The sequence below is a fragment of the Roseivirga spongicola genome, from assembly GCF_001592965.1.
Taxonomy (GTDB): domain Bacteria; phylum Bacteroidota; class Bacteroidia; order Cytophagales; family Cyclobacteriaceae; genus Roseivirga; species Roseivirga spongicola.
The window spans coordinates 578,144-596,594 of sequence record NZ_LRPC01000028.1; the positions used below are offsets into that span (position 1 = coordinate 578,144).

Here is an 18,451-nt window from a genome sequence, read left to right on the forward strand (position 1 = left end):
AGTTGACTATCAGTTATTTATATTCGCAGCCAATTAATCGAATGACATGCGACTCGGACAACTTTCCAGAAAACTTGAAGTAGATTCTTCTGCTATTGTTGAACTCCTGAAACAAAACTTCCGAGAGGTTAATAATCACCCGAATATTAAAATCTCTAAAGAAGAACTCGCATTTATTACGAATCATTTCGAGCCAACCCCGGAGCCAGAAAAAGAACCACAGCCTGTTACCGAAGAAATTATTACCGAGCCAACGGTAGACATTAAGGAAGAACCTCTAGAAGAAGAAAAAGAGACTGAAATTATTGAAACGCCTGCCTTTGTAGAATCGCTTCGACCAAAGGTAATTACCCTAGAAGAAGAGTTTAATGCAAAAAAGAAAGAACTAGAGACTTTTAAAGCAGAGAAGCCTGAGCTAGAAGGTTTGAGGGTAGTCGGTAAAATTGACCTTCCAGAACCTAAACCCAAAGCGGTTAAAGAAACAAAAGAAGTCAAAGAAGAAAAGAGTAAGCGTTCCACTCAAACTATTGACGAGCGTGGCGCCAGACAACGCCACAATAAAAGAAAGAGCTATAGAAGAAACTCCAATCGCAATCCGGTAGAATCGCAACGCAAAAGAGCCGAATTAGAGGCTAAAAAGAAGAAAGAACAAGAGCAACAGTGGCATAAAGAACAAAAGAAGAAGCATTACGAACAGAATGTAAAAGCCAAAATCGCTGACAAACCAAAAAAGAAGAAGAAAAAGAAGTTTGTTGAGCAACAAGCTATTCAAGCTCAGGTGCAGCAGACCCAGACACAATCTGCAAAACCAACCAATGTAATCAGCAGATTTTGGAGATGGCTAAATGGTGGTTACGATAAGTTCGATTGATACGGACAGGTCTGCTATTACAGCCTCTTTGCCTGAACTAGTTATGAGCTTTAAGTTCTACCACTCGAATTCAGTGCACTACATCATTCAAAAATATTTCCTTTCCAATCCATACAATTGCAACCTTAAATCTCGTTAGGCAGTATTGTAATTTGGTCAACACTCAAATGACTTTTTATGACGAGTAAAAAGCAGCTACTTGCTTTAATGGTGCTATTACTATGTACGTTGTTCTCCTGCAAAGAAGAAAGAGTTCCAGTAGTATTTCAGCCCAGAAACGATCATGAGGCTTATCAAAAAGCCTTACAAGATGCCAATCTATTAGAAACTGCTTTAGGTAAAGAGTGGCTCAATTCGGCTAGTAGCTCCTTACTAGAACCAGACCCAATCGACCTCCCTTATGAAGAGGCGTTTTTTGTAGATAATACTAGCGCCAAAGCCATTAGCTATTCGTTTAGTGCCAAAAAGGGCGAGAAAATTCAGATCTCTATAGCCGAAATTGCGGCAGATACCATGAAGAGGTTTGTGGACTTATTCAGAGTAGATAGCGAGGAATTCGTTCATATTGCCTCAGCAGACAGCACAGGACATCTTTTGAGCTTTGAACCAAGAAGAGATGCTAGTTATATTCTGCGTTTTCAATCGGAACTTTTAAGAGGTGGAACTTTCAAAATCACTTTTGAGAATGAACCCACCCTCGCCTTTCCTGTTGCAGGCAAAAACCATGGATCGATAATCAGCTATTGGGGTGACCCCAGAGACGGTGGAAACAGAAGTCATGATGGAATTGATATTTATGCTCCTTTAGGCACACCAGTTATTGCGCCAACAGATGGCACTGTAAAGTCTATAGATGATAAAGGGATTGGAGGTAAGGCTATTTGGCTAGAAGATGCCAAAAGACCGCATAATCTATACTTTGCTCATTTAGATAACTGGAGTGTGAAGAGAGGAGAAAAAGTAAAAACTGGAGATACAATAGGCTTTGTAGGCAATACTGGAAACGCTTTCTACTCGTCCCCACATTTACACTTTGGCATTTATACACGTAATTCTATGAAGGCCTTTAACCCACTAAAATCATTAGGCTTTGAACTGAAAACGGTTAATGACGATTTGGGCTGGCTTGGCTCTGAAATGAGACTCACCACAAACGCAGTTATTTATAAAGACAGCCGTACCCACGCTCAACTTAGCAAACTAGAGAGAAACCAAATAGCCAGAATTATTGCACTCAATGACAAAGCTTGTAAGGTTGAGCTTCCTGATGGCCAAGTAGGCTACATCAGCAAACGAGAACTAACCATCAATTTAAGACCAATCCAAAAGCTTGTAGCTACTACAGAAGTAGATCTGTACCAAAGGCCTGACCACAATGCAACAATAGGATCCATACCTCTTGCTGATGGCATTCAGGTTTTAGGAAAAAACGATGACTTCTTGAGAGTTAAAACTACCTCTGGCCAATCCGGATGGATCAAAAAAGGAAGCTAACCTTAACTAGGCATTCTTTGCTTTAATTAAAGCTCCCATAACGCTTATGGCTATTTCTTTAGGTGTTTGAGAGCCAATATCAATACCAATAGGCGCGTCTATTCTGGCGATCTCATCTTCAGAGAAGCCATAGGTTTTTAATCGCTCTACACGCTTAGCATGAGTTTTCTTGCTCCCCAACGCTCCAACGTATTTCATTTCTGAAGGCAGTATAATCTTTAAAGCCTCATCATCAATTTTAGGGTCATGAGAGAGAATTACAGCAAAAGTGTTCTGATCTAAATCCATCTCTCCCAGCACTTCTTGTGGCCATTTCACTATAAGTTGATTGGGCTCTTGCTGGCGCGAAGTTTTCTTAGCGAAGGTATCGCGCGGATCAATAACTATGGTTTCAAAATCGTGCATGCTCGCTAAAACCAAAAGCTCAGAGGTGATATGTGCCGAACCAATAAGAATCAACCGAGGCTTAGCCCTGAAAAAATGAGCAAAATACTCATCTCCGGCTCTTGACTCCACTATTGCACCTGTTAATCCAGATTCAAACGCATTGTTGATGTTATTCACCAGAACAGGATTGCCAGCCAATTCATCCTCCATCCTATCTAGGTAAATCGGATTAGAATGACTTGGGCCATTTAAGCGAGTGAGTATAAAAAACGGCTTATTCTTATCTAGAAACCTCAAGAACTTAACGTAAGCGTCATCTTCCATAAATGGAGTGATGAGCACCGATACGGAGCCACCGCAGCTCAAACCCACTTCCCACGCCTCTTCATCGGCCACACCAAAGTCCATCACCTTAGACTGCCCCGACATTATTACTTCGAGAGCCCCCTTTACAACGGCAGTTTCAATACATCCACCACTCACTGATCCATGCATTTCTCCATCATCAGTTATTAGCATGGCAGAACCCACGGGCCGAGGAGAGCTTCTCCAAGTTTTAATGACTCTGGCCAAGGCAAAAGGTTTTTCTTTGTCGAGTAATTGCTGTATTCTTGAAACTATGTCTACCATTTTTCTCGTTGTAGTTTGAACTTAACAATATAAGAAGCATTTGCTATTCGATAACCACGGCCGACAATTAAGATACCTGAGACTTGGAGTTACCGAAAGATGTAACCTCAGGTGTTTTTACTGTATGCCTGAAGAAGGCCTTCCATGGTCTAATAAAAAGCAGCTGCTAAGTTATGAGGAAATGCTCAGGCTTGTTGGAATTTTAGCCAAAATGGGCATCTCCAAAGTGCGAATCACTGGAGGTGAGCCTTTTGTACGCAAAGACCTGATGCCTTTCATGGCTGATTTAAGTCAGATTGAAGGTATCGAAAAACTAAGTATCACCACCAACGGAACAGCCCCAACTCGCCATATTGAAGCACTGAAAGCAATGGGCATTCATGCTGTCAATCTCAGTTTAGACACACTCAACAAAGAGCGATTCCATAAAATAACTAGAAGAGATGAGTTCGATCAAGTGATTAACTTCTACCAGTCTCTTATTGATGCAGGTATTCGAACGAAAATCAATACTGTGGTGATGGAAGAGCACAATTTAGAAGATATTCTACCCCTGGTTGAATTGACTCAAAAAGACCCAGTCAATGTTCGGTTTATAGAAGAAATGCCCTTCAATGGCGGTTCTAAAGGCTATCAAAAAATCGATTGGAACTATAAGAAGATACTGCAACTCATTGCTGAAAAACACCCAACTATTCAGAAGCTAGACGACCACGCCAGCTCTACTTCTTACAACTATCAGATTCCTGGTGCCAGAGGAAGTTTCGGGGTAATTCCTGCTTACTCTAGATCTATTTGTGGAACCTGCGACAGAATAAGACTAACTCCTAAAGGCGATTTAATGACTTGTTTATACCAAAATGAAGGCTTTAGCTTTAGAGACTTTATGCGCCAGGGTGCTTCAGATCAAGACATTCAGGAAAAGTTTATGCACTTTTTCAAACGAAGAGCTAAAAATGGCTTCGAAGCCGAAGAACAAAAGAGCCAATCCAATACCTTTGAATCTATGGCTACCATAGGCGGCTAACTTTATATGCTAGAATGATGAATGTGTGGTAAGCTCTTCAGCATTCACAATTAAACATTCAATACTACAATGATCAGTTACCAAGAAGCGAAGCAAATCATTTCAAAACACCTCTATAAACCAAAAAGCATCTCTGTTTCAATTGAAGAAGCTAATGGGCGAATTTTGGCAGAAAACCTTATTGCAGATAGAGACTTCCCTCCTTTTGATAGAGTGACTATGGATGGTATTGCCATACGCCACGCTGACTTTGAAAGTGGACAAAGGGCCTTCCCTATTGCAGACACAATTGGTGCTGGAATGCCACAAAAAGACTTAGACATTTCTGGTAAGTGTGTCCAGATAATGACAGGAGCCATTATGCCTAAAGGGTTAGATACGGTAATCAGGTATGAAGATCTAAGTATTAAAAACGATATCGCCACTATTGAGGTCAAAGAAGTTAAGCACCAGCAAAACATCCACTTTAAAGCACAAGATAGATTGAGTGGTGAAGTTGTGGTTAGTGCTGGCACAAAACTGAGCCCTGTAGAATTAATTGTTGCAGCTTCAGTCGGTAAATCTACCGTAAAGGTGAAAGCCTTACCCAAAGCAGCAATTATTACTACCGGAGATGAACTGGTAGACATTGATGAATCTCCACTTGAACATCAGATTAGAAGATCGAGCAATTATGGAGTTCTTGCTCTTTTAAAAGATTGGAATATTGAAGCAACCCAGATCCATTTGAAAGACGATAAAGAGCTTATGCTCAATGAGCTGCGTTCTATTTTGTCTGACTATGAATTGATAGTTTTGACTGGAGGGGTCTCGCGAGGTAAGTTTGACTTCTTGCCTGAGGTCCTGGAAGAGCTGGGTGTGGAAAAACACTTCCATAAGGTAAAACAGCGCCCGGGAAAACCGTTTTGGTTTGGTACAAAAGGCAAGGAAAATGTAGTATTTGCTTTGCCAGGAAACCCAGTATCTTCATTCGCTTGTGCCAACATTTATATTAAAGAATGGCTAGAAGCAAGTCTAGATCAGCCGGTTGGAGAAGAGTATGCAGAGCTGGCTTCCGACTTGTCATTTCCACCTGAACTGACATGGTTTATTGAGTGCAAACTAGAAAATACAGCTTCGGGCTCTGTAAAGGCCACCCCTTTTAGAGGCAATGGCTCAGGTGACTTTGCCAACCTCACCTTAGCAGATGGCTTTCTTATTCTCCCAGATAATAAATCAGAATTTAAGGCTGGCGAAGTTTATCGCTATATTCGATTTAGAAATTAATTATGAGCAGAGAATTCACCCATATTGACAAAGACAAACCAGCGATGGTAGATGTTGGAGATAAGTCAGAAACAAAAAGATCAGCCATAGCCGTAAGCCATGTGCAACTGCCTGATGATATGGCTAAATATGTTCATGATGGAGAAATAAAGACACTGAAAGGCCCTGTATTTCAAACTGCAATTATTGCCGGAATTCAGGCAGCAAAACGTACTTGGGAGCTGATCCCCATGTGTCACCAGCTGAATTTGAATAAAGTCTCTATTGAAATAGAGCTAAAGGAGAACCTACTAGTAGAAATACAATGCGTAGCTAAATGCTCTGGTAAAACGGGAGTTGAAATGGAAGCTTTGACAGGTGCTTCAATAGCTGCATTAACCGTTTATGATATGTGCAAGGCCTTCTCTCAGAACATCTCCATTAAAGAAACTAAGCTACTGAAGAAGACTGGAGGGAAATCTGATTATACAAACTCATAAACAGAACACCTTCCATATACCAGTGGATAAAAAACTCCTAAATCAGTAGAGGGAATGCTTTAGCCGCAGAATTTACGGAAGTGTCGAATAAATACGAAAATGAAACTTATAGCCGGAACAGATAAAGGCCTTATTGTCTATCAGAAAGTATCCAATGAATGGAAGCTGAAAGATATTCACTTTATCGGTTTGCCAATTGGGGCTTTTCATAAGCAGCAAAATGGGAATTGGTGGGTAGCCATCAACCACAAACATTGGGGAGCTAAAGTTTATGTTTCCACAGATGAGGGCGAATCTTTTAAAGAAGTTAAAGCGCCACAGTTCGACCAAACTAGCCCCTACTCACTACGTTCAATTTGGTGCATCAAGTCATTTAACAAAAGGGTATTTATAGGCACAGAACCCGCTACTATTTTTGAATGGCAAGGAAACGGTTTCCAAGAACTCAAAGGACTTTCAGAACACCCAAGCCGATCCGTTTGGCAAGGTGGCGGCAAAGGCAGTAAAAATCCATTCCTCCATAGCATCGTCTTTAACCCTAAGAATGAAAAAGAGCTAATGGTCGGGATTAGTTGCGCGGGTATTATGCGTTCGTTCGATGGTGGTGTAAGCTGGCAACCCTCTAATAAAGGACTCAAGGCCTTTTACTTGCCAGATAGCAACGCGGAAGTTGGTCATGATCCTCATTCAATTATCCGTCATCCTAAAAACCCTGAAATACTATGGCAACAGAACCACTGTGGAATTTTTAGATCTGTTGATGGTGGCGATACTTGGACTGATGTTTCTGACCAGACTGGAGTAGCCGTATATGGCTTCGACTTAGTAGTGGATGAAACTGACGTTGATACAGCTTGGGTTATTCCCGCGCAATCGGACGATTTGAGATACCCTCATCATACTAAATTGGAGGTGTATAAAACTACAGATGGCGGACAAAATTGGGTGAGCAAATCAAAGGGACTACCAAGTCATACGTCTTTCGATTTAGTGCTCAGGGCTGCCTTCGATAAACAAAGAAACACAATGGCTTTTGGTACTAATAATGGAAACCTATATGTGTCTGATGACAACTCTGAAAGCTGGGTGGCTATCAATCAGAATTTAAGCAGCGTACGAACCATTAATCTCATTTAGAACTTTGGCGGCTTTCTCATAGCCTTCTTTTCTGCCAATTTCTTTTTCCCATCTAACCTTTTCTTAATTGCTGCCTTAGATGGCTTAGATTTTTTTCTAGGCTTAGGATCAGTAAAGGCTTTTTTAACCTCCTTGAGAAAGAGTGAAATAGCGTCTTCTTTGTTCTTTAATTGACTTCTATGTTTCTCTGAACTAATAAGAAAATCTCCTTCATTAGTGAGTTTATTGCTCCATTTAGAGACCAACCTCTCCTTCTCTTCTTCAGAGAGGACTTCAGAGTTAGAAGGATTAAAACGCAAGGTTACGCGAGTCTCCAACTTATTTACATTTTGACCACCAGGCCCAGAGCTTCTGGAAGTTTGAAAATGCAACTCAGTACTAAAATCTCTAGAAGCTATTTCTTCAGCATTGAACATTACTTCAAAGATTGAATAATCTATGTGTTCTACAATAGAATCACTATAAATCAGAATAAACTAGTCTGAAAGCCAGCTTTCAAATTCAGAGGTCTTCTATACCTTCCTCTGTCTTGAATACTGAGCCGACTAGCTTTAACAGGCTTGGCTATTTCTCGAGTGTTAGGTTGGTACCGCTTTACCAATTCGCTCTCTTCGTCAAGCAACCTAGCGAACTCAAAAATAGCTTCCGATTGTATAGGGAGCTTGGCAATCTTGACCCTTATTTGCTCTATCGCAGCTCTTATTTCAATTAGAGCACTCTCTGTTTCTCCTTCAGTAACTACTTTGGGTATGCCTAAGGCCATTAAGTTTACCTCGTGCAGTAATTGAGAAATCTCCATGTTATCACATTCTCGCTCAAGATCAGAAGCCTTTGAAGCTAACCTTAAGCTCTGTTCCAATACTTTAAAATTCACTTTGTTCTTCATACTCTAAGCTTTAATCAGTGTGTTTATTGACCATCCCTTGTTCAGATCAATTTTGAAAGCCGATGAAAGAACACCGTCTGTGCTCTAAAATATTCAACTAAACACCATCGACTCTCCAAAAACCTTTAATGCAAGCCCATTAGCTCGTTCTCCGCCCTGGCAAAAGGCACGGCTGCCAAACTCTCCCAAGTAGTGTAAGGTGCCTTACGCTTTAATACATGAAGGCGCGTAACTCTAAAATTATTAGTGTAAGCCCTGGTCTTATTATCAGCAATAGCATCTAGGAATTGTAGCGGACTAAGGTTTTGTCCAATCTTCATCATAGGAGTATAATTCTTATTTAAGAAAGCCAACGAAACCAAGTCTTTGAACAAACGAAGCCTAAGCTGATGATACAATCCTTCTAGCGATTGCTTGTTGAGAATATCTACATAAACGGAACGCTGATTTGAATCGAACTCGAAACCATTCAGGAAAACTTCAAATCCTTTCAGTTGACCTACAACCTCTTGCACACTTTGCATCAATTTCTCTTCACGATCAGCTGTCTGAAAAAATGACATTAACCCAATATGAGCACAAGAATTCTGGCCAGAATAGGGGCCGTATTTTTTAAAGAACTCCCTCTTAAAATTCTTTACCTCATTATTGATTTCTGCATAAGGCAAAACAATGATCATGTACTCATTTAGTTCATTGTTTCTAAATAACTGAGCTGGTCTATCCTTCATCATATTTCAAATATACTAACTATATTAGTTATACAATACTATATTTATTAGTATTTAACAATTCGATAAAAACCTACCCTAACTTGCTGTTACAAACGATTTTACTGACCTTCACTCTATAATATACATTGAATGGGACTAGATAAGACTGTAGATACTTACATAGAGAAACACGAAACTTGGCAATCTGAATTAACTCTTCTAAGAAAATTAGCAAAGTCGCATAATTTGGAAGAAACCATTAAATGGGGCGCACCAGTGTATGCTTTAGAAGGCAAGAATATTCTAGGGCTTGGTGCATTTAAGTCTTATGTTGGAATCTGGTTTTTCCAAGGTGGACTATTGAAAGACGAGGCCAATAAACTAATGAATGCTCAAGAAGGGAAAACTCAAGCCATGAGACAGTGGAGATTTGAAAGCACCGAGGAGATTCAGCAAGATTCCGAAACCATCAACTCATATATTCGCGAAGCTATTACCAACCAAAAGGCAGGAAAAAAGATAAAAGCCAAAGTAGGAAAACCGCTTGTTATTCCAACGGAGCTTCAATCCGCTTTAAATGAGAGCACCAAGCTAAAAGAAGCCTTTGAGGCGCTGAACCTCTCCAAGAAAAGAGAGTTTGCAGAATACATTCAACTCGCAAAAAGAGAAGAAACCAAGTCTAAGCGACTAGAAAAGATAACCCCAATGATTTTGGAAGGTATAGGATTGAACGACAAGTATAAATAAAAAGGTCAGAAGTCGGAAGTCGGAAGTCGGAAGTCGGAAGTCGGAAGTCGGAAGTCGGATAAGAGGAAACGAGGAAACGAGGAAACGAGGTTCAATGATTCAGGTTGTCTATACCGAGCTTAATTGAAATTGTAATTTCCAATCAAGTAATTCACCCTAAATCTCCTATCAGCGAGCCAATCCTCCTTTTCTAAAGGAGGTAGCCGTCCCGAGGCTTCGGGAGCCGGAGGATTTTCTACCCAACTATATTACTGATTTCTGCACCTCTCTAAACTGCTTTAATGCTGCGGCATAAGAGTCATTCCTCAGATTGATGGTATTCTGGATTTTAAAAAAGTACTTATAAGGCTGAAATAGCACTTTTTCGTCTAGCGAGTTTTGCAGACCCAATAAGCCCGATACTCTATCTCCCAATAAATAAGCAACCAATGTTTTGCTTCGCCCTTTTAAAGGCGTATCTAAAGTGGCAGTTTCAAAATACCTGAGCAACGATTTAGTAAGCCTTATACCAGATTCACTTTGCCTAAATTGGCCTTCTCGAATATTCCGCTCCAGAATATATGCCTCTCTATTACTTTTAGGAAGCAATGCTTGGTTCACCCCTAACAAATCACCAATCAGATTCCAATAATTGATGTAACCAAAAGCCTCTTCGACACTCACAGACTTACCCAATTTCTTTAGCCCTCTAATCACAATCAGCGAAAAGGAAAGGTTGGTTCCGGCCATATCTTCTTGATTAACTGGCTGCCCCAGCTCAGAGGCATTCCACTCTGTTGTATGCAGAGCATACCAGCGAGCTGCTGCATGCATTAATCGAACCTTAAGAATATCTGAAAGGGCTCTTCCCTTTGCACTAAAAGCATTTCTAGAACACACATTAAACACAAACTCTGCTGTTTCTAACAGTCGCTTCTCTGGATCTTCCAATATTCTTTTTGACCTTATTAACACCTCTGCTCCATTAGCGGCTGCATAACAATATGGCAAAGAAAGCATGCCTAATAAGAGCATAATGTCAGAAGCATGTTTATTGAAAAACTGTTGCCCCAATTTCAGATCACTCTCAGATAACTTATCTGATTTGCTCCAAATGTCTGTATAAAGCGCTACAAGAGTTGAATCAGCAGAATTAAGCAATTCACTTTCATTATTAACAATGAGTGCTAATTCTTGCTGCAAGCCTACTTTATTACTGGGAAAGTATTTAGAAATAACAGCATCGGCCAGTGAATCCGTTTGTTGCCTAAACTTCTTTAAGCCTCGTTTAGATATGTGCGTTAATGAGCTCACCCTTTGGAAACTACTACTTATGTTGAAAGTTTGAAAATCATCGAATTTCAATTGACTACATATTTCCCTATTTTCCGAATCTCATTCAAACCAACCATTATGAAAAAGCTCTTCTGTTTAAGCTTACTCCTACTATTAAGCACAGCCATTTTTGGTCAGTCGGCACCACCTAGTACTGACATTTATGTTTATTCTATGAAAGAAAAGAAAGGTAAAATCAGTCTTTCTAAAGAGAAAAATATTACGAAAAGAGATGGTTATGACAATCAACCTTCATTCTTTAACAACGAATATATTCTCTACACCTCTTCGCAACAAGATGGACAGACAGATATTATGATCTACGATTTGTATGAGGAAGAAGTAAAGAACTTAACTAATTCAAAAGACAGCGAATATTCCCCACTGCCCATCCCAGGCTTCAATTCATTTGCTGTAGTTAGAGTAGAAGCAGATAACAGCCAAAGGCTATGGATGTACCATATGGATGGAAAAAGTGAACCGCAGCTAATCTTTGACAAAATTCAGCCGGTGGGCTACTTTGCAATTAGCGAAAGAGATATTCTAATGTTTGTATTAGGACAACCAGTAACCATGGTAATGGCCAATATGGAAGAGGTAGATGATGACATTATTACGAGTAATATAGGTAGAACTATTCGGCTCATTCCGGGCACAAAAGACTTTACTTTCGAAAGAAGAGAAGAGAACGGCACAACCTTAATTTACCGATTGAATAAAAGCAGCAAGCAGTTCACTAAAGTAGTAGAAAAACCAAAAGGAGCATCTGATTGGACTATTACGGGAGAAGGTACTTACATAACAAGCGTTGGAGCTAAACTCTTGGCTTTCAACCCAGAGCATCACAATGAATGGGTAGAAATTATAGATTCTGGGCAAGTAGGTGCTAATGGCATTACTAGAATGGCTGTGAGTCAGGAAAATGATAAGCTTGCCATAGTTGTGAACAACTAGTATGAAATCGTTTTTTAGTATCAAAAGTATTTCACAAATTCAGGCTGATTTTTACTAATAGAACAAGTTTGAAAGGCGATTAAATTGTATTATTGCTTTTCGTTGAAAGACAACCTAACCACATCAATAAGTAGCTATGTTCAAAACTTACACTTTTCCCAGTGTTATAGAAGGAAACAACACAGACCTTAAAAACGTATCTCCCGACCTAATTAATGGCTTAAAAATATTTCACGATGGCGAAGGCTATGTGATCGGAAATCTAGCTTTAACTGAAGGTGTTTCTCCACACAGAAACATCAACAGTGCACCAGACGAGCTAGACTATAATTTGCTTTTAAAGTCGGGACTTTTGTTGGCCAATCAGAAATTGGGCAACCCTCTTACTATAACTACTGGTTTTCCATTCTCAACCTTTCAGTTGTATAAAGAACAGGCTGCAGGACAAATTAACGCCAACCACATTATAGATTATGATGCCGCCACTTTTGGTGGTGGTACCAGAAAAAATATTCAGGTCGAAATTGATGGTGTTCAGGTGATCCCAGAAGTTATTGGCTGTGCTATAGCCCTAAGAAAAGGAGCACAAAAGGTAGACGGCAATTTCTTTGTGATGTCGCTAGGTTATGGTACGCTAGAAGGACTCCTAAGTACAGAAGGTGGTATTGTTCAAAGAACCTCCCTTTCCACTTACGGCTTGAGATACGCAGTAAACTTGTTAGAGAAAGAACTAGCTAAAACTTATTATTTAGAGCTTAAAACCGAGCATCAGATAGATGTAGCCTTTCAAAAGGGTATAATTTTCTTGAACAGAAAGAGAATTGACATCAAGTCTATGAGAGACAAATGTATTCGTCAGTATTACGAAGATGTGGTTTCTCCTGCTATGAGAAAGGCCTTCAATGACAATGACTTTACCATGTCGCACAGAATGCTTCTTGCCGGAGGTGGCGCATTATACGGTCAGCTAGTAGAGTGCTTTAAAGAAGAGTTTCAAGATATTCTAGATTTAGAAGTAGCTCAAGAGCCACAATCGTTGGCCAGTAGAGGATATTGCATTAACTCGGCCCAATTAAATGGTGGCGTTAAAGGAAATGCAGTTGGTTTGGATATCGGAAACGCCACAACCATCGTTTCTATTTATGATGACAGTCAAACCACTGTGGAATCTTCTATCCCTGCTGAATATTAATGAGTAGAAAAAACGAAAACGTTCAAAACCCTTCAACCTACATTACTCAAATTAGGAATGGTTCTGTGATTTCCGGCAATATGAAGTCGGAACACAGCATTCGAGTAGACGGCCATGTAACGGGCGACTTAGTGTCACAAGAGAAAATCATTATTGGCTCACATGGAGAAATTGGAGGGAATTTAAGCGGAGCAGATATTACAATTGATGGATATGTAAATGGCGATGTACTTTCTAACGGACATTTGCACATCTCTCAAGCAGGCAAAATTTATGGGAAGATATTCGCAAAAGGTATCTCCGTAGAAAATGGTGCTGAACTAAATGGGAAAGTAACTGTAGGCAAAGAGGTAGAAATACCAGAATTAAATACAAGCTCTCCTTCTCGTTCTACTAGAGATATTAACCTGAATAAGAGATCAGCCTCTGGAGACCAGAAGGATAACTACGGTACCGTAGCTTGGTAAATATCAGTGTGCAGTAAACGGAAACCTGAAATCAGTGTGATTAACGAATAAATAAATGGCTCTTTTTGGAGCCATTTTTATTTGTCTTTAAAACTTAGGAGATAACTTACGGAAGGATTTAATCGAATGTCATTTCGACTGTAAGGAGAAATCTTATACACTTGAGCAAGAAAGGATATCTATATGGATGTATAAGTTTTCTCAGTCGTGCCTCCTTCGAAAGGACTTAGCGATTAAGTTGAATCAAAGCTTTCAACCTCACCCACCATCTTCTATATTTGCCCTCCGAAATTAAAAAACCATGAGCAACAGCCTAATTGAAGAGTTACAGTGGAGAGGCATGATCCATGACATGATGCCTGGAACAGATGAGCAACTGAATAAGGAAATGACCACCGGTTATGTGGGCTTCGATCCTACTGCCGATTCATTGCACATTGGTAACCTTGTGCCTGTAATGCTTTTGGTGCATTTACAGAGAGCTGGCCATAAGCCAGTTGCTTTGGTTGGTGGTGCTACTGGCCTTGTGGGTGACCCTTCAGGGAAGTCTGCTGAGCGTCCGTTGTTAGATATTGAGGCACTTAACCACAACCTTAATTCTCAAAAGAAACAGCTTCAGAAGTTCCTAAGGTTCGATGATAGCGAGAACTCTGCTCAGATTGTAAATAACTATGACTGGTTCAAAGACATTGGCTTCTTAGAATTCATCAGAGATACTGGTAAACACATCACCGTAAATTACATGATGTCTAAAGACTCTGTAAAGAACCGTTTGGAAGGTGGTATGTCATTTACTGAATTCACTTACCAATTGGTTCAGGGCTACGATTTCTACCACTTATACCAAAACCTAGATTGCAAGTTGCAAATGGGTGGTTCTGACCAATGGGGAAATATTGTTACTGGTACAGAGTTGATCAGAAGAAAAGCGCAAGGCGAAGCTTTTGCCATGACTGCTCCTCTAGTGAAGAAGGCTGACGGAACTAAGTTCGGGAAGTCTGAAGGCGGAAACGTATGGCTCGACCCTGAGAGAACTTCTCCATACAAGTTCTACCAATACTGGCTCAACACTTCTGACGAAGATGCTGCTAACTTCATCAAAGTCTTTACACTATTGCCTAAAGAAGAAATTGAGGCTTTGGAAAAAGAGCATGCTGAAGCACCTCATATGAGGATTTTACAGAAAGCCTTAGCCGAAGATGTGACACGCAGAGTTCACTCCGAAGAAGACCTTCAAACAGCTATTAAAGCTTCTAATATTCTTTTCGGTAAGTCAACTACAGAAGACTTGGCTTCTTTGAATGAGAGCACTCTCCTATCCGTTTTTGAAGGTGTGCCTCAGGTAGAAGTAGCTAAAGCAGAGGTTGATGCAGCTGAAAACTACATTGACTTATTGAGTGAAGTAACTCAAGGAATCATTTTTAAGTCTAAAGGAGAAGCCCGTAGAATGCTGCAAGGCGGTGGTGTATCTATCAACAAAAACAAGATTGAAGATATGAACGCCAAACCAGAATTCAACTTACTGCAGAACAAGTACTTCCTAGTTCAAAAAGGTAAGAAGAACTACTATTTGGTGGTTGTGGAGTGAGACTTTACTCACCCCACGAATTAAAATTATTCAATTGAATTCACTCCAGCCTTTGTACAATTTCTAAGAAGGCAATAGGTAGTTTGACCTAACAAAGACGTGAAACTCTAGAGTTGAGGAATTGGGCCAAGTACCAATCTTGCACTGGATTTTGTGTTGCCCTAGGTAGGCTGTATCGACTTCTATCTCCATAGAGGAATTGTATAGTGGAATTGGAATCTCCAATTTTTCATCTCGACTTGCTTCTTTACCAGTATTTAGTATTTTCCACTCAATTTTCTGAGGAGGAAAATTAACTAGTTTTTCACCATGTCTATTTAAAACCTCAAACCTCAACTTCACCCCTTTAGGCAAAGCATATGAATTCTCTATATATTCATAGCCTGTGTCTTGTCTGATACACTTAAGTCTCTTTTCTGGTTTTACAAAAATTATTGAAGTACCACTTCTTTCGCAACATGCATATTTAAGAAGGTACTTCTCCCAATCAAATACCCAAAACTTGTATTTATAATTCTTTGAGATTGTGAATGACTCATCTTTCTGGGTAATACCATTCTCCTGATACGTTCGGATACTCAAAAGACTAGAGTCCAAATCCAATAGGCCCCTTACATTATCACCTATCATAACACCAAATGAAGGAGCTCTTTGTTGTAATTTTGCTGCCATATCGGTATGAACGCTTGTTGTCGTCAATTCATCACAACCTGGTATCCCATATCTAGACCAAAGCACTTTTTCATCTGGGCCAAAGTCTATCCCAGTCCGTATCCGAATTGGCTTTTCAATTCCGATCTCCTGTATCGCTGGACCAAATTCATTTTTTATAAAGTAGGTTAAAATAGCACTTGCATTTAATGCGCCAATTAGTGCATCATATGGTTCCTTTCCTCTCCTTACAAACAATACAAAAATCCCATCTCCTTGCAATCTCTGCACATGACCGCCAAAGTAGTTACAAACCCTAATAGCCAGAGTAAGAATATTATCTTTTAATAATCTTAGTTCTTCTAAATCTCTAACTATCCCTATCAATCCTGTTGAGCCTTTTATATCCATAAAGAATGATACAGCATTGTGCATCGTAGTTTCATTGTGGTTTATATCCTCAAAATCAGGATGTCCCCCAATCGAAATATCGGAAAACCTTAAAGGCGAAGGCGAGAAATATCTACTCAGATCCGTTTCATTAAACTCAATAATATTTTTTGTTTTGGTACTACCTAATCCTAACAAACCTTTATCTAACCGAGATTTAGTCAAAGCATTAGACTGACCAGAAACATCAGAAAAACTAAGATCACGACTTTCATTGACGAAGTAAGGGTTAAACCCTTGCATTGTTTTCTCAAATAACTTCATAGCAAGAATTGAATTAAAATTAAACCGGCAATCAACAAATGGCCAATCGTTACTTTTGCAGCCATATTTGTAGACTGGAATTTCTTCCTTAACCCTTTAGCTAAGGTATGGGCTTGTTCGATTAAGTCATCTTCAAGATCTGACTCAACCATTTTTCTGACTTTATCACCAAACCTTTCTAGTTTCATCTCAGATACCGACATAAAGAAAATTAGAGACTCTGAATCCGAATAAGCTCCTTTTCTCAAGTATGGGAAGATTGAAACCAAAATGATGCTTACTGATACTGTAGAAATTATAGATGTAAGCCAAACAATAGATGAGAATGAAAGTAAGCCTCCAGTGTAAACTTCATTCAAATCTTCGTAATTCAATAATAATCCACCTATAATGAATAGGTGATACGCCAAAATTATGTTTCCTTTAGCGTCCACCACCTGAAAGTACCTGTCATACCTATCAATCAAATACTTCAAATGATTTCCTTTTTCCTGAACAACCATATGAACTAGCCTTTAGGTGGATGAGGGTCGTTTCCATATGAATTCTTCTTTCTGAACTTACCGTCAGTGCCTTGTATGGTTAATTCAGAATTGCTATTTGAAGCAAGACGCTTTCCAATGTCTATAGCTTCCTTTTGTGTGCTGGTGTTTGCAGAAGCTCTTTGGCTTCCACCTGCTTTTACACTCCACCCCCCTTGAGGGTTGGAGACAACGAAATAGTTTTTCTTTGACATAACTGTCTGTCTTTTAAGGTTTAGAATAACCCGAAAGGAAGCTTAAACAAACAGTTTGGTAAATAGAAAGTATCTATTACTTTTGCAGTCCCAATTTAAAACTACCCCTTCAGGGTATAATGAATTTGTTAAAACGAGGCCTGCTACGAACTTGCCTCGTTTTTCATTTAACAATGTGTATGCCAAATACAATAAATTGTATTTAACACACACTTATTAGGACACAATGTCAGTTAATAGACTATATCAGTATCCTTTGAAGACTGACAGAATTGTATCACAAGAGATTATGTCATAAAAAATGCCCACCAAAGGCGGGCATTAAAGTCTGATAGATATAGATTTTAAATCTTAATTATCTTCCACCGTAATTTCCAGTGCATCTACTGCACTGACTTGGAAGTATCCCATGGCTCCATTACTGAGGTTAGTTCTAGGGTTGGCAGGTGGCGGACTAAACATTCCTCCATCGTTATTCAATAGCGTAGACAGGTCTGAGTAGAAAATAAAACCGTTGCGAGTAAGGCTATACATTTCAACCTTGGCATTGTCTCCTTCCTTGAAATACCCTGCAATTTCAACATCGTCTATTGTTTCACCCAAGGCTTCATCATCTGCTATGTAAATATCTGTTGGCCAATCTAATAGCAACTCTCCATTCCTGTAGAATTTAAACAAATAATAGTCGGCTCTATCTTGCGGTTCTTTCGCAAAAAAGAACACTGCAAAATGTCTTCCTGGCTCTTCAGGATCGTCAAATTCATCCTCATCAATCTTAGAAGTTAATGAGTCTATGGTTGTTACTGGCTGCATTTCTTCTGCCGCAGTAAAGGTCTCTCCTTCTACTTCAACATTTAGCGTGTAGGTTATACCTACTGTCCCTGCAAAGTTTGGATTAGGAAAGTAATATCCGATACTATCTGTTCCTCCAGAAGGGTTGTGAATAAAGACAATTTGCTCTCCTGTAGAGGTATTTACCGTTACCTGTGCATCAGTTATTCTATCGGTCTGACCATTATCATAGAAGTTTCTACTCCTAGATAGCTTTACGTAACTGCCTGAAGCTACATTGGTAACCAAGCCTTCAATAACCACTCTACTATCGGTAGTAGATGTGTCTATGGTGATGGTTTCTTCGCAGCTAAACACTAAAGCCACGGCACAAACTGTAAGTATATATTTATAAAGCTGTTTCATG

Annotated in this window: 20 protein-coding genes; 11 read left to right on the forward strand and 9 right to left on the reverse strand. The window is 39.6% G+C overall.

Annotated elements, in window-relative coordinates; all coding sequences use genetic code 11:
- Positions 1-46 precede the first annotated feature (46 nt).
- Positions 47-871, forward strand: coding sequence for a hypothetical protein (locus tag AWW68_RS14350; protein WP_068222306.1), 825 nt, complete (start codon positions 47-49; stop codon positions 869-871).
- A gap of 177 nt (positions 872-1,048) precedes the next feature.
- On the forward strand, positions 1,049-2,365 hold the full coding sequence (locus AWW68_RS14355; RefSeq protein WP_068222309.1) for a peptidoglycan DD-metalloendopeptidase family protein: 1,317 nt from the start codon (positions 1,049-1,051) through the stop codon (positions 2,363-2,365).
- Positions 2,366-2,371: 6 nt separating this feature from the next.
- Here the strand turns inward: AWW68_RS14355 and AWW68_RS14360 are convergent, their stop codons facing one another.
- Positions 2,372-3,382 (reverse strand): XdhC family protein, encoded by a 1,011-nt coding sequence (locus AWW68_RS14360; RefSeq protein WP_068222312.1) that lies wholly within the window; start codon positions 3,380-3,382, stop codon positions 2,372-2,374.
- 40 nt (positions 3,383-3,422) lie between these two features.
- On the opposite strand from AWW68_RS14360, the gene moaA reads away from it, so the two are divergent.
- From moaA to AWW68_RS14380, 4 genes are all read left to right on the forward strand, one after another.
- Positions 3,423-4,409, forward strand: a complete 987-nt coding sequence (gene moaA, locus AWW68_RS14365; protein WP_068222315.1) for a GTP 3',8-cyclase MoaA — start codon at positions 3,423-3,425, stop codon at positions 4,407-4,409.
- Between the two features lie 69 nt (positions 4,410-4,478).
- On the forward strand, positions 4,479-5,675 hold the full coding sequence (locus AWW68_RS14370; protein ID WP_068222320.1) for a molybdopterin molybdotransferase MoeA: 1,197 nt from the start codon (positions 4,479-4,481) through the stop codon (positions 5,673-5,675).
- Between the two features lie 2 nt (positions 5,676-5,677).
- Complete coding sequence (moaC, locus tag AWW68_RS14375) at positions 5,678-6,154, forward strand: cyclic pyranopterin monophosphate synthase MoaC (protein WP_068222323.1); 477 nt, start codon at positions 5,678-5,680, stop codon at positions 6,152-6,154.
- 99 nt (positions 6,155-6,253) lie between these two features.
- Positions 6,254-7,291, forward strand: coding sequence for a WD40/YVTN/BNR-like repeat-containing protein (locus tag AWW68_RS14380; protein WP_068222325.1), 1,038 nt, complete (start codon positions 6,254-6,256; stop codon positions 7,289-7,291).
- On the opposite strand, the gene arfB is transcribed toward AWW68_RS14380, so the two are convergent.
- The 3 genes from arfB to AWW68_RS14395 form a co-directional block, all read right to left on the reverse strand.
- Positions 7,288-7,707 (reverse strand): alternative ribosome rescue aminoacyl-tRNA hydrolase ArfB, encoded by a 420-nt coding sequence (gene arfB / locus AWW68_RS14385; RefSeq protein WP_068222328.1) that lies wholly within the window; start codon positions 7,705-7,707, stop codon positions 7,288-7,290. The two genes, AWW68_RS14380 and arfB, sit on opposite strands and share 4 nt — an antisense overlap.
- Positions 7,708-7,757: 50 nt before the next feature.
- Entirely contained in the window at positions 7,758-8,177 is a 420-nt protein-coding gene (locus AWW68_RS14390; RefSeq protein ID WP_068222331.1) for a hypothetical protein, read from the reverse strand.
- 125 nt (positions 8,178-8,302) lie between these two features.
- Positions 8,303-8,911, reverse strand: a complete 609-nt coding sequence (locus AWW68_RS14395; protein ID WP_068222334.1) for a 2'-5' RNA ligase family protein — start codon at positions 8,909-8,911, stop codon at positions 8,303-8,305.
- 129 nt (positions 8,912-9,040) lie between these two features.
- On the opposite strand from AWW68_RS14395, the gene AWW68_RS14400 reads away from it, so the two are divergent.
- On the forward strand, positions 9,041-9,637 hold the full coding sequence (locus AWW68_RS14400; RefSeq protein WP_068222339.1) for a YdeI/OmpD-associated family protein: 597 nt from the start codon (positions 9,041-9,043) through the stop codon (positions 9,635-9,637).
- A 243-nt stretch (positions 9,638-9,880) separates the two neighbouring features.
- Here the strand turns inward: AWW68_RS14400 and AWW68_RS14405 are convergent, their stop codons facing one another.
- A complete protein-coding gene (locus AWW68_RS14405; protein WP_157717665.1) occupies positions 9,881-10,930 on the reverse strand; it encodes an oxygenase MpaB family protein in 1,050 nt (349 codons plus the stop codon).
- Positions 10,931-11,029: 99 nt separating this feature from the next.
- Here AWW68_RS14405 and AWW68_RS14410 point away from each other — a divergent pair, with 99 nt between their 5' ends.
- The 4 genes from AWW68_RS14410 to tyrS all read left to right on the forward strand — a co-directional run bounded on the left by AWW68_RS14410 (position 11,030) and on the right by tyrS (position 15,152).
- Positions 11,030-11,905: a TolB family protein gene (locus AWW68_RS14410; protein ID WP_157717666.1), complete on the forward strand. Its 876-nt coding sequence runs from the start codon at positions 11,030-11,032 to the stop codon at positions 11,903-11,905.
- 136 nt (positions 11,906-12,041) lie between these two features.
- Positions 12,042-13,097: a ParM/StbA family protein gene (locus AWW68_RS14415; RefSeq protein WP_068222346.1), complete on the forward strand. Its 1,056-nt coding sequence runs from the start codon at positions 12,042-12,044 to the stop codon at positions 13,095-13,097.
- Entirely contained in the window at positions 13,097-13,564 is a 468-nt protein-coding gene (locus AWW68_RS14420) for a bactofilin family protein (protein ID WP_068222349.1), read from the forward strand. Before AWW68_RS14415 ends, AWW68_RS14420 begins: the two co-directional genes overlap by 1 nt.
- 301 nt (positions 13,565-13,865) lie before the next feature.
- The gene (tyrS, locus tag AWW68_RS14425; protein ID WP_068222352.1) at positions 13,866-15,152 is read left to right on the forward strand and encodes a tyrosine--tRNA ligase; all 1,287 of its coding nucleotides are present in this window, start codon (positions 13,866-13,868) and stop codon (positions 15,150-15,152) included.
- Between the two features lie 63 nt (positions 15,153-15,215).
- Here tyrS and AWW68_RS14430 read toward each other — a convergent pair whose 3' ends face one another.
- The 4 genes from AWW68_RS14430 to AWW68_RS14445 form a co-directional block, all read right to left on the reverse strand.
- Positions 15,216-16,517 carry a nucleotide-binding domain-containing protein gene (locus tag AWW68_RS14430; protein ID WP_068222355.1) on the reverse strand — a complete coding sequence of 434 codons (1,302 nt, stop codon included), beginning with the start codon at positions 16,515-16,517 and terminating at the stop codon, positions 15,216-15,218.
- Entirely contained in the window at positions 16,514-17,020 is a 507-nt protein-coding gene (locus AWW68_RS14435) for a Pycsar system effector family protein (protein WP_068222357.1), read from the reverse strand. Before AWW68_RS14435 ends, AWW68_RS14430 begins: the two co-directional genes overlap by 4 nt.
- 5 nt (positions 17,021-17,025) lie before the next feature.
- Complete coding sequence (locus AWW68_RS14440) at positions 17,026-17,253, reverse strand: DUF2188 domain-containing protein (protein ID WP_068222361.1); 228 nt, start codon at positions 17,251-17,253, stop codon at positions 17,026-17,028.
- Between the two features lie 351 nt (positions 17,254-17,604).
- Positions 17,605-18,450, reverse strand: coding sequence for a DUF4249 family protein (locus AWW68_RS14445; RefSeq protein ID WP_068222364.1), 846 nt, complete (start codon positions 18,448-18,450; stop codon positions 17,605-17,607).
- Position 18,451 lies beyond the last annotated feature (1 nt).

Coding starts and splice junctions, on each gene's coding strand:
- AWW68_RS14350 (WP_068222306.1), top strand. CDS start 47: ATGCGACTCGGACAACTTTCCAGAAAACTTGAAGTAGATTCTTCTGCT.
- AWW68_RS14355 (WP_068222309.1), top strand. CDS start 1,049: ATGACGAGTAAAAAGCAGCTACTTGCTTTAATGGTGCTATTACTATGT.
- AWW68_RS14360 (WP_068222312.1), bottom strand. CDS start 3,382: ATGGTAGACATAGTTTCAAGAATACAGCAATTACTCGACAAAGAAAAA.
- AWW68_RS14370 (WP_068222320.1), top strand. CDS start 4,479: ATGATCAGTTACCAAGAAGCGAAGCAAATCATTTCAAAACACCTCTAT.
- moaC (WP_068222323.1), top strand. CDS start 5,678: ATGAGCAGAGAATTCACCCATATTGACAAAGACAAACCAGCGATGGTA.
- AWW68_RS14380 (WP_068222325.1), top strand. CDS start 6,254: ATGAAACTTATAGCCGGAACAGATAAAGGCCTTATTGTCTATCAGAAA.
- arfB (WP_068222328.1), bottom strand. CDS start 7,707: ATGTTCAATGCTGAAGAAATAGCTTCTAGAGATTTTAGTACTGAGTTG.
- AWW68_RS14390 (WP_068222331.1), bottom strand. CDS start 8,177: ATGAAGAACAAAGTGAATTTTAAAGTATTGGAACAGAGCTTAAGGTTA.
- AWW68_RS14395 (WP_068222334.1), bottom strand. CDS start 8,911: ATGATGAAGGATAGACCAGCTCAGTTATTTAGAAACAATGAACTAAAT.
- AWW68_RS14400 (WP_068222339.1), top strand. CDS start 9,041: ATGGGACTAGATAAGACTGTAGATACTTACATAGAGAAACACGAAACT.
- AWW68_RS14410 (WP_157717666.1), top strand. CDS start 11,030: ATGAAAAAGCTCTTCTGTTTAAGCTTACTCCTACTATTAAGCACAGCC.
- AWW68_RS14415 (WP_068222346.1), top strand. CDS start 12,042: ATGTTCAAAACTTACACTTTTCCCAGTGTTATAGAAGGAAACAACACA.
- AWW68_RS14420 (WP_068222349.1), top strand. CDS start 13,097: ATGAGTAGAAAAAACGAAAACGTTCAAAACCCTTCAACCTACATTACT.
- tyrS (WP_068222352.1), top strand. CDS start 13,866: ATGAGCAACAGCCTAATTGAAGAGTTACAGTGGAGAGGCATGATCCAT.
- AWW68_RS14430 (WP_068222355.1), bottom strand. CDS start 16,517: ATGAAGTTATTTGAGAAAACAATGCAAGGGTTTAACCCTTACTTCGTC.
- AWW68_RS14435 (WP_068222357.1), bottom strand. CDS start 17,020: ATGGTTGTTCAGGAAAAAGGAAATCATTTGAAGTATTTGATTGATAGG.
- AWW68_RS14440 (WP_068222361.1), bottom strand. CDS start 17,253: ATGTCAAAGAAAAACTATTTCGTTGTCTCCAACCCTCAAGGGGGGTGG.
- AWW68_RS14445 (WP_068222364.1), bottom strand. CDS start 18,450: ATGAAACAGCTTTATAAATATATACTTACAGTTTGTGCCGTGGCTTTA.